12 protein-coding genes are annotated in these 14,847 nt (G+C 74.6%); 6 read left to right on the top strand and 6 right to left on the bottom strand.

Annotated elements, in window-relative coordinates; genetic code table 11:
• The first annotated feature begins 4 nt into the window (after nt 1-4).
• Genes ABEB12_RS11730 through ABEB12_RS11710 form a run of 5 tightly spaced genes read left to right on the top strand, consistent with a single transcriptional unit; the run spans nt 5 to nt 7,677 of the window.
• Nucleotides 5-1,657, top strand: a complete 1,653-nt coding sequence (locus ABEB12_RS11730; RefSeq protein WP_185061807.1) for a PEP-utilizing enzyme — start codon at nt 5-7, stop codon at nt 1,655-1,657.
• A 13-nt stretch (nt 1,658-1,670) separates the two neighbouring features.
• Complete coding sequence (locus ABEB12_RS11725) at nt 1,671-2,939, top strand: FAS1-like dehydratase domain-containing protein (protein ID WP_221498165.1); 1,269 nt, start codon at nt 1,671-1,673, stop codon at nt 2,937-2,939.
• On the top strand, nt 2,936-4,426 hold the full coding sequence (locus ABEB12_RS11720) for an aldehyde dehydrogenase family protein (protein ID WP_221498166.1): 1,491 nt from the start codon (nt 2,936-2,938) through the stop codon (nt 4,424-4,426). The genes ABEB12_RS11725 and ABEB12_RS11720 overlap by 4 nt, the downstream gene beginning before the upstream one ends.
• 9 nt (nt 4,427-4,435) lie before the next feature.
• Complete coding sequence (locus tag ABEB12_RS11715) at nt 4,436-6,040, top strand: AMP-binding protein (protein WP_185061809.1); 1,605 nt, start codon at nt 4,436-4,438, stop codon at nt 6,038-6,040.
• A gap of 38 nt (nt 6,041-6,078) precedes the next feature.
• Nucleotides 6,079-7,677 (top strand): AMP-binding protein, encoded by a 1,599-nt coding sequence (locus tag ABEB12_RS11710; protein ID WP_185061810.1) that lies wholly within the window; start codon nt 6,079-6,081, stop codon nt 7,675-7,677.
• A 264-nt stretch (nt 7,678-7,941) separates the two neighbouring features.
• On the opposite strand, the gene ABEB12_RS11705 is transcribed toward ABEB12_RS11710, so the two are convergent.
• A complete protein-coding gene (locus tag ABEB12_RS11705; protein WP_185061811.1) occupies nt 7,942-8,706 on the bottom strand; it encodes an FCD domain-containing protein in 765 nt (254 codons plus the stop codon).
• Between the two features lie 61 nt (nt 8,707-8,767).
• Nucleotides 8,768-9,547, bottom strand: a complete 780-nt coding sequence (locus ABEB12_RS11700; protein ID WP_185061812.1) for an SDR family NAD(P)-dependent oxidoreductase — start codon at nt 9,545-9,547, stop codon at nt 8,768-8,770.
• Nucleotides 9,548-9,688: 141 nt separating this feature from the next.
• On the opposite strand from ABEB12_RS11700, the gene ABEB12_RS11695 reads away from it, so the two are divergent.
• Nucleotides 9,689-10,534, top strand: coding sequence for an enoyl-CoA hydratase-related protein (locus ABEB12_RS11695; RefSeq protein ID WP_185061813.1), 846 nt, complete (start codon nt 9,689-9,691; stop codon nt 10,532-10,534).
• 78 nt (nt 10,535-10,612) lie between these two features.
• Here the strand turns inward: ABEB12_RS11695 and ABEB12_RS11690 are convergent, their stop codons facing one another.
• From ABEB12_RS11690 to ABEB12_RS11675, 4 genes are all read right to left on the bottom strand, one after another.
• Nucleotides 10,613-12,106 (bottom strand): CHAD domain-containing protein, encoded by a 1,494-nt coding sequence (locus tag ABEB12_RS11690; protein ID WP_185061814.1) that lies wholly within the window; start codon nt 12,104-12,106, stop codon nt 10,613-10,615.
• Between the two features lie 70 nt (nt 12,107-12,176).
• Nucleotides 12,177-12,950: a DUF6319 family protein gene (locus ABEB12_RS11685; RefSeq protein ID WP_185061815.1), complete on the bottom strand. Its 774-nt coding sequence runs from the start codon at nt 12,948-12,950 to the stop codon at nt 12,177-12,179.
• A 61-nt stretch (nt 12,951-13,011) separates the two neighbouring features.
• Nucleotides 13,012-13,479, bottom strand: coding sequence for a TIGR03618 family F420-dependent PPOX class oxidoreductase (locus ABEB12_RS11680; RefSeq protein ID WP_185061816.1), 468 nt, complete (start codon nt 13,477-13,479; stop codon nt 13,012-13,014).
• Between the two features lie 21 nt (nt 13,480-13,500).
• Nucleotides 13,501-14,811, bottom strand: coding sequence for an FAD-dependent oxidoreductase (locus ABEB12_RS11675; RefSeq protein ID WP_185061818.1), 1,311 nt, complete (start codon nt 14,809-14,811; stop codon nt 13,501-13,503).
• Nucleotides 14,812-14,847 lie beyond the last annotated feature (36 nt).

The raw sequence follows: 14,847 nt of genomic DNA, 5'->3' as shown, positions 1-14,847 counted from the left end.
CGCCATGCGCGATGCGGTGGAGCCAGCAGCGTCGCTGCTCGCCGCCCAGGACGGTTTGGACGACGAGCTGTGCACCTGGCCGAGCGCCCCGGCCCTGTACACCAGGGCGAACGCGGTGGACCAGTGGCCGAAGCCGATCACTCCGCTGACCCAGGACCTGATCGCGCTGCCCCAGGAGCGCGGCCTGGGACAGGCGTTCGGCCGCGAGCTGGGGGTGGCGCCGGTCGGTGGTCCGTGGACCTGGAACGGCGTGTTCTACGGCTGGTTCACCTACGGCGTCGGGCCGGCGGCCGAGATGGCCGACCGGCTGCCCGGGTACTCCCGGGTGGCGGTGTACCAGGACTACTTCGGGGTCGAGCAGGACCCGGAGGTGCCGGTCGGCGCGGCCGGCCGGACCAACCCGTTCGCGGTGGCCCGGATCGGCGCCGGCTTCCTGCGCGCGATGTGGTCCTACCCCCGCCGGGCCGACCGGATGACCGCGCTGGCCGGGCGCCGCCTGGCCGCCGACCTGCGCCGGGACTGGACCGCCGAGCCCGACGCGGCACTGCTCGCCCGGCTGCGCGCGCACGGGCCGGAGGCGGTGGCCTTCCGGGTGCCGCACGTGCTGGCCAGCGTGATCTCCGCGCCGCTGCTCGGCGAGGTGACCAAGGCGGTGCGCCGGCTCCGGCCGGAGGGCGCCGAGAGCCTGGTCATGGAGGCGGTCAGCGGGCTGGGGGGCATCCACCTGCGCGAGGCCACCCGGGCCATGGGTGAGGTCGCCGCCGGCCGGCTGGACCGGGCGGCGTTCCTGGCCGAGTACGGGTTCCGGGGCGCCAACGAGTTCGAGCTGGCCGCCCGCCCCTGGCGGGACGACCCGGTCACGCTGGATCGCCTGATCGCCGGCGCGGCCCAGGACCGCCGGTGCGCCGGCGACGCCCGGGCCGGCGCCCGGGCCCGGCTGCGCGCGGCGGCCGGCACCCGGTGGCCGGCGCTGCGCTGGCGGCTGGGCCTGCTGGAGACCCACATGCGCTGGCGGGAGAACGGCAAGGTGCCGATGGCCATGGCCACCCACTCCATCCGCCTGATCACGGCCGAGGCGGGCCGGCGGCTGGCCGCGCGCGGACGGCTGGACCGCCCCGAGGACGTGCACTACCTGCGCCTGAAGGAGCTGCTCGCGGCGCTCGAGCCGGACGGCGGTCCGGACCGGCGGGAGGCCGTCGCCCGCCGGCGGCACACGCTGGGGTTGTCGGCGCGGCTGCGCATGCCGGAGATGCTGGACGTCGAGCCCGGCCGGCTGGCCGAGATCGGCCCGGCCCGGTGGAGGTCGATGGGGGTACTGCCCCCGCCGGTCGCCCGGGCCGAGGCCACGCTGCGCGGCGTCGGCGGCTCCCCGGGGACGGCCAGCGGCCGGGCGCGCATCGTTCACGACCCCAACGAGGTCGAGCTGGACGACGGCGACGTGATCGTCGCGCGGGGCACCGACTCGGCCTGGACCCCGCTGTTCTTCGAGGCCGCCGCCGTGGTGATCGACGTGGGCGGGGTGATGTCCCACTCCGCGATCGCGGCCAGGGAGATCGGCATCCCGTGCGTGGTGAACGTCAAGACCGGCACCGAACGTATCGCCGAGGGCCAGCGGCTGACCGTGGACGGCTCCGCCGGCACGGTCCAGCTGCACTGATAGGAGCTGAACAATGAGTACCGCACCCGTCGAGCCGGAGCCGGAGGAGTTCGGCCGGCTGACCAGCGCCGGCATCCAGAAGTTCCGGGAGAAGATCGGCCTGGACTGGCCGTACAACCGGTGGAACACCTGGAACGAGGAAGCCACCCGGGACGGCGTCCGGCACTACGCCTACGGCTTCGGCGACGACAACCCGCTCTGGGCCGACCCCGAGCACGCGTCGACCAGCCGCTGGGGCGGGGTGATCGCGCCGCCCGGGTTCCTGGAGGGCGCCGGTCTGACCCCCGAGCTGCCGCGACGCCCCGAGGACAAGGGGCGGGGCAAGGGTGCGCTGTCCGGGGTGCACATGTTCTGGGCCGGCGACCACATCCGCTACTTCGCCCCGGTCCGCGAAGGCGACCGGATCTGGGTGCGCCGGTTCTACGTGGAGATCAAGGAGAAGGAGCGCTCCCGGTTCGGCGGGCGCTCGGCGGTGTCGGTGCGCCGGCGGGTGTACTGGAACGACCGCGGCCAGCTGATCGCCATCTGGGACGCCGACTTCGTGCACACCGAGCGGGACACGGCGGCCAAGCGCAACCGCACCCTGCACACCGTGCCCGAACAGCACGTGTACACCGAGGAGGAGCTGCTCGAGGTGGACCGGCACTACGCGCGGGAGACCGTGCGCGGAGCCGAACCCCGGTACGTGGAGGACGTCGGAGTCGGTGAGGAGTTCCCGGCCCGTTGCCGGGGCCCGCTGGTCACCGGGGACATCATCGCCTGGCTGCAGGGCAACGGGCGCAGCGAGATCTACCCGTACCGGCTGAACTACCAGAACCGGCGGCGCATGGGCGGGTTCTACTCGCGCAACTCCGACGGCGCCTGGGACTCCGCGATGCGGGTGCACTGGGACGACGAGTACGCCCGCTCGGTCGGGGCCCGGCGGGCCTACGACTACGGCATGCTGCGCAACGCCTGGATGATGCAGGTGGTCACCGACTGGATGGGCGACGACGCGGTGCTGGTCGCGGTGGACGACCGGATCACCGGCTTCAACGTGCTCGGCGACCTGACCCGGATCACCGGCTCGGTCACCGAGCTGGACACCACCGGCGAATGGCCCGAGGTGGTGTGCACGGTGGAGTGCACCAACCAGTTGGACGAACGCACCGCGCGGGGCACGCTGCGGGTGCGGCTGCCCTCGCGGGAGCGCGGGCTGCCCGAGTTCCCGGAGCCGCCGGCGGATCACGGGCTGCTGCCCGGCATGCCCGAGCCGGAGAGCGGACCGTGGTCCCGGCGGTGAGCCTCGCCCCGAGTGCGCTGCCGAGGCCGGGGCAGTACGTGGGCGGGGAGTGGCGAAACGCCTCCGGGGCCGGCCAGGAGACCGTGCTGGACCCGGCCACCGGTGCGCCGCTCGGCGCCGTGCCGAACGCCGGCCCGGCCGACGTGGCCGCCGCCGTCGCCGCCGCCCGGGCCGCGTCGGACGCCGGCGGCTGGGCGGAGGCGACCCCGCGCGCCCGAAGCGAGGCGCTGTACCGGCTGGCCGACGAGCTGTCCGGGATGGTCGCCCGGTTGCTGGACGTGGTGGTCGCGGAGACCGGCTGCCCGGTGCGCCTGGCCCGGTCGCAGCAGGTCGAACTGCCGCTGCGGCACCTGGAGTACTGGGCGGAGGCGGCCCGCCGCCCGGAGCTGACCGGCCGCGCCCCGGTGGTCACGCCCCGCCCGGGTGGCCCGGCCACCCTCGGTGCATGGGCGGTCCGGCGGGAGCCGTACGGCGTGGTCGCCGCGATCACCCCGTACAACTTCCCGCTGCTGGAGAACGTGATGAAGCTGGGCCCGGCGCTGGCCGCCGGGAACACCGTGGTGCTCAAGCCGTCCCCGTACACCCCCTACTCGGCGCTGCTGCTGGCCGAGGCGGCCGAGCGCGCCGGGCTTCCGGCCGGGGTGCTGAACGTGGTCACCGGCGGCGCGGAGGTGGGCGCCGCACTCACCCGGGACGCCCGGGTGGACCTGGTCAGCTTCACCGGCTCCGACGCGGTGGGCGCCCACATCCTGGCCGCCGCCGCGCCCCGGCTGACCAAGGTGCTGCTGGAGCTGGGCGGCAAGTCGGCGCTGCTGGTGTGCGCGGACGCGGACCTGGAGCTGGCCGCGCGGATCGGTGCGCGGAACATCACCACGCACGCCGGCCAGGGCTGCGTGCTGGCCACCCGGCACCTGGTGCACGCCTCGGTGCTGCCCGAGTACCTGGACCGGCTGGCCGCCGCGGTGACGGCGGTCCGGGTCGGCCCGCCCCGTGACCCGGCGACCGGCATGGGGCCGCTGATCCGGCCCGCCGCCGTGGAACGAGTGGCCGGGTACGTGGCCGGCGCGGTGCGGGACGGCGCCGGCGTGCTCACCGGCGGGTCGGCGCCCACCGAGCCCACCGGTGGCTTCTACTACCGGCCCACCGTGCTCACCGGGGTGGGCAACGACTGGCCGGTGGCCCGCGAGGAGATCTTCGGGCCGGTCGGCGTGGTGATCGGCTTCGGCTCGGAGGACGAGGCGGTCGCGCTGGCCAACGACAGCGCCTACGGGCTGGCCGGGCACGTGGTGTCCCGGGACGCCGGCCGGGCGTTCCAGCTGGCCGGCCGCCTGCGCACGGGCACGGTGGACATCAACGGCGGCCCCGGCTACACGAACCCCGACGTCCCGTTCGGAGGCCGGGGCCGGTCCGGGCTGGGCCGGGAGAACGGCGCCGAGGGCCTGGACGAGTACACGCAGCTCAAGACGATCAAGTTCCACGGCGGTTAGGGGACAGGCATGGCGGACCGGATCCCGGGGGGATCACTGGCGCACCTGCTGGCCTGGCGGCTGGCCGAGCAGCCGGACCGGGGGTTCCTCCACGTGGAGGACGAGGGCCCGTGGACCTTCGCCCGGCTGGCCGCCGAGTCGGCATCGCTCACCGAGCGGCTGGCCGGGGTGGGGCCGGGGGAGCGGGTGGTCGTGCGGGTGGGCAACGACGAGCGGTTCCTGCCGGCGGTGTGCGCGGTGTGGTGCCGGCGGGCGGCCGCCGTGGTGATGCACCCGGCCGCGCCGGCCGCCGACGTGGCCAAGGTGGTCGCCCGGATGGGGGCGACGGCCCTGGTGTGCGACCCGGCCGATCCCGCCGCGGGCACCGGCGCGGCCGGTCTGGGGCGGGCGCCCGGTTTGGCGCCCGACGGGGATGCCGGCGTGCGGGTCGTGCCGATGGGCCGGTTCGCCCCCGACTCGGCGCCCGACCCGGCCGGTCCGTACACCTCGCCGAGGGCGGACGTCGGCGGGGATCCGGCGCTGGTGCTGCTCACCTCCGGCTCCACCGGCGAGCCGAAGGGCGTGCCGCTCAGCCACGACAACGCCTGGTCGAACCTGCGGGACACGGTCTCCGCGTTCCGCCGGGACACCGGCCCCGGCCCGCTGGCCGACCCGGGCAAGCCGCCCAACCTGATCGCCAACCCGCTGTCCCACACCGCCGGCGTGGTCCGGATGCTGTTCGCCCTGTACGTGGGCCGGTCGGTGGCGCTGCTGCGCAAGTTCGACGGCCGGGCGGCCAAGCGGCTGCTGGACCGGCACGGCATCGACAACCTGACCATCAACCCGGCCATGCTGCGCATCCTGCTGGACACCCTGGGGCCGGGGGAGGACCTGGGCGCCGTGCGCTACGTGTCCTCCGGCACCGCGCCGCTCAGCCCGGCGCTGCGGGAGGAGTTCGAGGCCCGGTTCGGCGTGCCGGTGCTGCAGGCCTACGGGCAGACCGAGGCCTTCGGCGGCATCTGCATCGAGAGCGCCCGGGACGTGCTGGCCGGCTGGCGCCGGCCCGGTTCGGTGGGCCGCCCGCTGCCCGGCGTACAGCTTCGCCTGGTCACCCCGGCCGGCGCGGAGGCGGCCACCGGGGAGGAGGGGGAGATCCGGGTCCGCACCCGGTCCGCCACCTCCGGCTACCTCGGCGGCGCCGAGGCGGACGGGCTGCTGGACGAGCAGGGCTGGCTGCGCACCGGCGACCTCGGGCGGCTGGACGAGGACGGCTACCTGTACCTCACCGGTCGGCTGAAGAACATCATCATCCGGGGCGGGTTCAACGTGGTGCCGGAGGAGGTGGAGTCCGCGCTGGCCGAGGACCCGGCGGTGCGCGAGGCCGCCGTGTTCGGGGTGCCGGACGAGCGGCTGGGCGAGCTGCCGGTGGCCCTGGTGGTCGCCGACCCCGGGACGTCGGTGAACGAGGAAGAGCTGCTGACCAGGGTCCGACCCCGCCTGGCTCCGTACAAACGCCCGGAACGCATCTTCCTGGTCGACGGGCTGCCCCGGGTGCCGAACGGCAAGGTCGACCGCCCCCGGGCCGCCGAGCTGGCCCGCTCGCTGCACGCCGCCGACCCGGTCGAAACCCCATGAACGCCTCCCCTTGGCTCTGCGTGGACCCTTGGCTCTGCGTGGAAAAATGCAACACCCCGCACCCGATCGCCGAGGACTACCTGGCCCGTGGCTTCTGGTGCTCGGCCTCGGTTGGCTGGTCGCTACCGACGGCGGCGGCCCGCTGGCCGGACCGGACGGCGGTGACCATCGCCTCGGCCGACCACCCGCCGGAGCGGCACACCTTCGCCGGCCTGCTCGACCGGGTGGCGGCGGCCGCCGCCGATCTGTCCGCGCGCGGGGTGCGCCCCGGGGACCGGGTGGTGGCCCAGCTGTCCAACCGCGTCGAGCTGCTGGTACTGGTGTGGGCGGCCTGGCACATCGGCGCGGTGGCGGTGCCGGTGGTGCCGATGTACCGGGGCCGGGAGATGGGGTACATCCTGCGGGCCACCCGGCCGGCGGCGGTCGCGGCGGACGCGGTCCGGGGCAGCCGCCGTCCGGCCGAAGAACTCGCCGAGGCGCTCGCCGAACTGGGTCAGACGCCCCTCGCCCGGTACGCGGTCGGCGGAACGGTGGCCGGTTGGTCGGCCCTGCCGGCGGACCCACCCGCCGAACCCGCACCGCACCGGCCGGCGGCGCCGGACGACTGCTGCCTGCTGCTCTTCACCTCGGGCACCACCTCGGAGCCGAAGGGCGTGCGGCACTCCTCGCGGACGCTGCTGGCCGAGGCGCGGGACTACCGGGACGCCGCGCTGCTCGGCGCGGCCGATCCGGTGCTGATACCTGCCCCGGTCGCCCACATCGGCGCGGTGGTCGCCACCACGCTGCTGCCCTGCCTGACCGCCGCCCACACCGTGCTGCTCGCCGCCTGGGACCCCGAGGTGGCCGCCCGTGCCTGCGCCGAGGAACGGGTCGCGCTGGCCATCGGCGCGCCGGTGTTCCTGACCGAGCTGCTGGACCGGTACGACCGGGAACCGGCCGTGCACCGCATCCGCATGTTCCACACCGGCGCGGCGCCGACGCGGGACTCGGTGGTGCTCCGCGCGGAGCGGCTCGGGGTGACCGCGTGGCGGGCCTGGGGGATGACCGAGGCGCCCACCCTGACCCGCGGCGGCCCGGACTGGCCGGTGGAGCGGCGGGCCGGCACGGACGGGCGGATCGCCGCCGGCTCCGAGGTCGAAGCCGTGGACGAACGGCGCCGCCCGTTACCGGCGGGGCGAATCGGGGAGCTGCGGGTGCGCAGCCCGAAGCTGATGCTCGGGTACCTGGACCCGGTTCATCAGTCCGAGGCCGTGGACGCCGAGGGGTGGTTCTACACGGGTGACACCGGGACCGTCGACGAGGACGGCTGGGTGACCATCCGGGGCCGGGTGAAGGACGTGATCAACCGGGGCGGCGAGAAGTTCTCCGCCGCCGAGATCGAGTCGCTGATCGGCAGTCATCCGGACATCGACTCGGTGGCCGTGGTCGGCCTGCCGGACGATCGGCTGGGCGAGCGGGTCGGCGCGTTCGTCACCATCCCGGCCGGGCGGACCTGGCCGGGGGAGGCGGCGTTGCTGGCCCACCTGGAGCGTCACCAGCTGGCCCGGCAGAAACACCCGGTGGTCTGGCGGGTACTCGACGCGCTGCCCCGCACGCCCACCGGCAAGATCCGCAAACGAGACCTGCTCGAGAGTTAGCGCCTGGCCCCGATACGACATCCACAAGGTGGGGGTTGGATCTTGCGAGAACCCCCATGGCGTGGATGTCGTGGCCGGGGCCGCCCCTCGAGCCTGCGGGGGCCGGTCTCCTCTCGTCTGTCCGGAAAGTGAGTTGCCGTTTCCGGCATAGGTAACGGCGTTTCCGTGCCGGAAGCGGCAACCGGATCGCGCGACCCCGCCGCTGGTCTGTCGCCGAGCCTGGACCGTTGCATATTTGCGCGCAGAGCAAGAGCGGCGCGAGGGTCAGGCTTCGAGGTCCAGTACGAGGTCGGTGTTGATGGTCTTGCGCAGTTGGCGGTGCACGGCTTCCAGGTGCTCGCGCCAGTGGCGGGCGGCTTCGCGGGCGGCGCCGGCCTCGATGAGGTCGATGATCCGGGAGTGGTCGGCGATCAGCTCGCCGGAGCGGGACGGCTCGCGCTGTTTCAGCCGTTCCGACTCGTGCCGGGCCAGCGCGCCGTCCAGCAGGCCGGAGATCAGCCGGGCGAACAGCACCAGCGACCGGTTGCCGGTCAGCTCGACCAGCCGGATGTGAAACTCCGATCCGATCCGGCGGGTCTCCCCGGCATCGGTGGTAGCCAGGTTCGCCGCCACCGACTCGCGCAGCGACGCGATGCCCTCGGCGGACACCGTCCCGGCCAGCCGGGCCACCGCCGCCGGCTCCAGCAGCAGCCGGGCGGTGTGCACGTCGTCCAGGGTGGCGCCCTGGTAGAGCAGCAGGTTGTTCAGGTGGCGCTCGGCGGTGCGCACCGATGGCCGGCTGACCCTGGCGCCGCCGTTGCGGCCCCGGTGGATGCGCACCAGCCGCTCGTTCTCCAGGATGCGCAGCGCCTGGCGCAGCGTCGGGCGGGACACCCCGAGCTCGGTCATCAGGCGCAGCTCGGGCGGCAGCAGCTCCCCCTCGGCGCGCTCGCCCGCGACGATCTGGCGACGCAGCAGCGCGGCGACCTGCTCGGCCGCCTTGGGCGTCGGGAGTTCCTCAGGCGCCTCGGTGGCTGCCGGCTCCGACATGTACTCCCCTCCGCGGCTTGGGCCACCCCTCACCGGGGGTAGCGGTCATTCTACGAGCGATTTAACGGAGTCCGGTGAACACCAGGTCCTGCAGCGTGTTCGGCAGGTTCCGCAGCGCCACGGCCGGGGCCAGCCGCCGGGGGATGGTGGCCACCAGGGCATCCCGCTCGACCGCGTCCGCGATGGCCCTGGCCGCCACCTCTGGGGTGAGCACCGGCAGCAGCCTGGACAGCCGCCGGGACACCGCGTCGATCACCGCCGACTGCCTGGCCTGCTCCATCATCCGGGTGCCGGCCACCTCGCCCAGGATCACCAGGCTCATCGTCACGCCGGTGCCGCGCAGCTCGCGCTGCACGATGGAGGTGTAGTGGTGCAGCGCGGCCTTGCTCGCTCCGTACAGCGCCATGTCCGGCACCGCGCTCACCCCGGCCAGGGAGGACACGTTCACCACCTGCCCCCGGCCCCGGGCCAGCATGCCGGGCAGCACCTGCCGGCACAGCTCCATCGGGGCCACCGCGTTGACCGCCATCAACGTCCCGGCCTCGCCGGCCGGCGTCACCCTGGTCGCCGCCACCAGGGTGAGCGCCGCGTTGTTCACCAGCACATCCAGCGGCCCCTGGGTCCGCTCCACCCGGTCCACCACCTCACCGACCGCCCGCTGGTCGGCCAGGTCGGCGACCACCGGGGCGGCGCCGAGCCGGTCGGTCACCTCGGTCAGCCGGCGCCGGTCCCGGCCGAGCAGGGTCAGCCGCGCCCCCCGGGCGTGGAACTCCTCGGCGAGGCGCACGCCGATGCCGTGCGACGCTCCGGTGATCAGGGCATGTCGGCCGCGCAGCTTCATGGCAACCTCCGCTGGAGCAACCCGTAAAATATAGAACGATTTGTCCGGATCATCACTGGGTTCGTACGCCGGAACCGGTGTTCACGAAGAAATATATCACTGTATCCTGTAGCGATATCTGGGCGACGGGAGGGCCAACCGATGGAGCTCGACGAGCTCACCGAGATCGCCGTCGAGGTGGATGCCGGCGTAGCGGTGGTGACCCTCAACCGCCCGGACCGGCGCAACGCCTGGAACGGGCGGATGGCGGTGGAGTACCGCTGGGCGCTGCACCACGCGCACACCCGGCCGGACGTCCGTGTGGTCGTGCTCACGGGGGCCGGCGGGGACTTCTGCGTCGGCGCGGACGCACGGGCGCTGGACGCCATCTCGTCCGACGGCGGCCGGTACAGCGCTGAGCGGCTGCCCCTGCCGCCCTACCCGGACGGCACCGCCGAAGGGCTGCGGCACAACCACGCCTATCCGCTCACCATCGCCACACCGGTGATTGCCGCGCTCACCGGCGCCTGCGCCGGGGCCGGGTTCGTCCTGGCCACCTATGCCGACCTGCGGTTCGTCGCCGGTGACTGCCGGATCACCACGTCGTTCGCCCGGATGGGCCTGCCCGCCGAGTACGGGATCGGCTGGCTGCTGCCCCGGATGGTCGGGCTGCCCGCCGCGCTGGAACTGCTGTACACGGCGGAGGTGCTGGACGGTGCGGCGGCGGTCCGGCTGGGCTGGGCCCAGCGCCGCCACGAACCGGGGGAGGTGCTCGCCGAATCGGTGGCGTTCGCCCGGGCGCTGGCCCGGGGCAGCTCGGCGGAGTCGCTGCGGACGATGAAGCGCCAGCTCTTCCAGGACGCCGCCGGGGACTTCGACAGCGCGTACGCCCGCTCGGTGGCGGACATGAACGCCGCACTGCGCCACCCCGACATGCGCGAGGGACTGGCCGCGCTGCGCGAGCGCCGGCCCACCGACTTCCTGGCCCGTCCGGGGCCGGGCTCCTAGCCCACCTCGCCCGCATCCTGCGCACCGCCGCGCTGGAGCTGCCGGACCGGGCGCTGCGCCGCTATGCGGTCTAACCGGCTACCTCAGCTTGCGCAAGCGGCGCCAGGCGGCCGGCAGCCGCGCCTCCAGCCGCTCCGCGCGGGCCGCCTCGGCGCCGTAGAGCACGCCGAACGCGAAGCCGTTCCCACCCGAGACCTGTGCCTTGACCGCCAGCTCGCGCAGCACCGGCCGGGCCACCACGGTGTCCTGGTGGTCGCCGAGCAGCTCCTGCACCTCCTTGAGCCGCTGGCGCAGCCGGTCGGCCCGGCCGCCGAGGGAGGAGCCGGCCACCTCGGTGGCGTAGCGGAGCCGCTTGGCCGCCTTGCGCGCCTCGTGCAGCGCCTCGTCACGCTCGAGGCCGGGGCCGAGGTCGACCAGCTGGTCCATCCGGGACTTCAGGCGGCGGAAGGCCTTGTCCACGCCCTCGGGCAGCTCCTTCGCCGCCGGGCGGCGGGCCTTGCCGGTCAGCGGCGGGTCGGCGAGCAGCTCGTCGATGGCGTGGTGCAGGTCCAGGTAGCGCCGGCTGTCCAGTGCGGCGATGGCGCGGGTCCGGGCGTCCGCCTGGCGGGAACCGAACTCGCGCTCCAACTGGGCCTTGACCGGCCCGAGCTTCAGCTCGTCGGGCAGCCCGTCGAGCAGCTCGCCGAACCGCTCGGCCATGACCTCGCTGTCCCGCGCGTCGGCCAGCTCACCGGCCATCCAGCGCAGCTCGTCGGAGATCGGGCGGGTGCGCTCGGGGTCCAGGACCCGGCCGAAGCCGCGCAGCGCGCTGCGCATCCGCCGGGCCGCGACGCGCATCTGGTGCACCGCGTCCGGGGCGTCCTGGCGGACCAGCGGGTCGTGCCGGCGGAGCTGGTCGGCCTGCGTGCGCAGGTAGCCCAGCACCCCGTGCCCGGCCGAACCCGGCTTGGCCCGGCCGGCCGGGCGGTCGGTGCCGGGCAGCCGGTCGGCGAGCAGCCGGCCCAGCTTGGACGACGACGCCGAGCGGTCCAGGCCGAGCGTGCGCAGCCACGCCTCCACCCGGTCCAGCACATCCACGTCGCCGTGCTCGGCCAGCTCGACCTCCACCTCCCGCCAGCTCTGGGTGGTGGTCTGCTCGCCCATGGTCCGCGCCACGACCTGGTCGTCGACCAGCTCGGCCACCTCCCGGTCGGCGTCGGCCAGCCGCCAGCGTTTCCGGTGGGTGACCAGCTCGGCCACCGGGGCCACCTCGGCGCCCCGGCTGTGCACCCGGGCCAGGCTCAGCAACTTGGCCGGTGGCCGCCGGGCCCGGCCCAGCGGCAGGCGCAGCTCCTCCCGGGTGTCCTTGCCCGCCGGGATCTTCAGGTGCCAGCCCGCATCGCTGCCGCCCTCCCGGCGGCGCAGCGTCACCCCCGCGCGGAGCAGCCGCAGGTCCTCGGTGTCGAAGTACACGGCGGTGAGCCGCTGCTCGGCCAGCTCACCGGCGAAGCCCAGCGACTCCGCCGGATCCGGCAGTTCCCCGGCGTCGGGTGCCTCGTACTTGCGCTCGATCTCCCGCACTCTGGTCGCCATCGCCTACAGATACCGGACCGGAGCGGGAGTGGACAAACCGCGCTCACCCGATTGCGGCGCCAGATTCCGGTCAGCCGCTGAGCTCCTGTAACGCCCGCTGCGCGGCCTCGAGCTCGGACCGCAGCTGTTCCACCCGCTCCTGCTGCCGCCGCCGGGCCGCTTCCAGGGATGCCTCGATCGCCTCGGTCACCGGCCCGGGCAGGGAGCGCGCCGCCTTGGCCACGTCCGCCGCCTGCACCGGCGTCGGCCGCACCGCACGCTTCTTCCCGACCATCACCTCAACCGTCCACTCGCCGTCCGGCGAGGAGACCAGGGTGACCGTGACGTCGGCGGAGCGCTGGCCGCCCGGCGGGCGCCGCTTCTCCGCGGCCGCCTTCGCCGCTGGGGGTGCCTGCACCTCGGGGACCTCCTCCGGGACCGCGGCCGGCTTGCGCTCCGCCGCTCGGGGCGCCGGCTTGCGCGCCGGCACCTCGGCGGCCGGCCTCGGCTCGGCCGCCCCGGCCGGCGAACTGGCGCCGGCGGCCGACTTGGCCGGCGAGGCGGCGGACTTGGCCGGCGTCGCGGCCCCGGCCTGGGCTTCCGGCTCGGCGGCCTTGCGGCGGCGCGGCGGGCGGGTCCTGGTCAGCTCGCCGGGGGAGCAGAACATGGTGTCCTTGGACCCGGCCGGCCGGACCTGGATGAACTCGCCCTCGGCCACGGCGTCGACCCCGACCACCTTGGCCGAGCCGTTGACCGGCACCCCGACCGCCTCCGGCGTGAACCAGACCATGGCCGGTTTACCGGCCGCCAACTCCTCGCGTACCGCCGCCAAATCCTGCTCCGACAGTGGTTCCGGTGCCCCCATCGTCGGTGTTTCCCCTCGTCGGCCCGTCACCGTTTGTTGATATTGTGCCCGGCCGCCCGTCTCAGTCGCGAATCAGGTCCGGTGGGAAGCCCCCGGTGGCCACCGGCCCCCAGCGGTCGACGGCGATCCGGATCAGGCACTTGCCCTGCCGGGTCATCGCCTCGCGGTACTCCGCCCAGTCCGGGTGCTCGCCGGAAATGCGACGGTAGTACTCGACCAGCTCCTCCATCGCCTCCGGCAGGTCGAGCACCTCGGCGGCCCCCTCCACCTGGGTCCACGGCCCGTTCCACTCCTCGGAGATCACGCAGGCGGTGGCCCGCCCGGTGCGCCGGACGTTGCGCACCTTCGCCCGGGACGGGTAGGTGGAGACCACGATCCGCCCCTCGCGGTCCACTCCGTAGGTGACCGGCGAGGTCTGTACGCCGCCGTCGGATCGGTCGGTGATCAGCAACGCGCGGTTTCGGCTGGACAGGAACTCGGTCAGCTCGGCGCGGCCCACCCGGTCCGCGCGTGCGATGTTCGGCGCCATGCGCTGCAGGCTACGGGTTGGCTATCCGGCCAGCCGGGTGGAGATCCGCTCGGCGGCCAGCTGGCCGGACCGGATTGCGCCCTCCACCCACGGCGCGGCCAGGTAGTCACCGGCCAGGTCGACCCGCTGGACCGGCAACCGGGCGCGCAGCTCGGCCAGCTCCTGGACCAGGCCGGGCCGCACGATCGGGGTGTACGGGTCGTGCCGGATGACCACCCGCTCGGTGACCTGGCCGACCACCTCCGGGTGCAGCTTCTCCACATCGGCCTGCAGGCGGTCGGCCAGCTCCGTGTCGTCCAGGTGCTCCACCCGCGCGCAGGGCGCGGCGGTGACCAGGAGCAGCCCGCCGTCCTCGGCCCAGCCGTCGGCGAAGTAGATCCCGCCCATGGTCATGCCGTGCACCTCGGGCGTGGTGATCACCTCCATGCCGACGGCGCGGCCGCCGGCGGCCGCCCGGAGCGGGCGGCGGGTGCGCAGGTAGGCGTAGTCGATGCGGGAGTAGTTCACCGAGGTCAGGCGCCGGCGCACCTCCGGCGGGGCGTCCGGCCAGAGCTGGACCGCCACGTCGGCCGGGGTCGCCAGCACCACCGCGCCGGCGGCCACCGACCCGCCACCGGCCAGGTACACGAGCACCCCGTCGGCCGTTGTCCGGATGCGGGCCACCGGTGCCCCGGTGCGCACGTCCAGGCGTTCGGCGATGGCGTCGGTCAACCGTCCGACCCCGCCCTTGACCTCGCGCAGCTCGCCCCGGAACACGCGCAGCTGCATGGCCAGCATGGCGTAGGACAGCCACTCGGTCGGCGTGCCCCAGAGGAACTCGTGCGGCCCGGCGGTGAAGTAGCCGGCGGCCCGCTCGGTGAGCCCGACGGCGGCGGATCGGGTGTCCAGCCGGCGCAGCGTGGTCAGGTCACCGGGGTCGGCGGGCCGGGCGAGCAGCGCCGGCAGGGCCGCGCGCAGCACCGACCAGCGGTCCCGCCAGTCCAGTGCGCCGAAGCGCAGCGGACCGGCCAGCGAGCCGTAGTCGACGTGTTCCCAGCCACCGCCGTGCCGCACGCCCGCGTGGAAGCCGCCCCCGGTGGCCACCACGTCATCGGCGAGGCCCAGCTCGCCGAGCAGGCGGCGCATCTGCCGGTACTGGTGGGTGTGGAAGATCCCGCCGTGCTCGAGGTAGAACCCCGGCCGACGGTCGGTCCGGATCCGGCCGCCGACGTGCCCGTCCCGCTCCAGCACCACGGTGGACAGGCCCCGCGCGGCGAGTTCCCTGGCGGCCACCAGCCCGGCGATGCCGGCCCCGACGACCACGACATCCACGGCGGCGTTGCCCTGGGTCATGGGGTACGACCCTACGAATCGGGCGGTCGCGGTGGA

The sequence above is a fragment of the Actinospineispora eucalypti genome (assembly GCF_039543365.1).
GTDB classification, from domain to species: domain Bacteria; phylum Actinomycetota; class Actinomycetes; order Mycobacteriales; family Pseudonocardiaceae; genus Pseudonocardia; species Pseudonocardia eucalypti.
The sequence above is the reverse complement of the archived record's forward strand: the minus strand, read 5'-3'. Positions and strand labels throughout refer to the sequence as shown.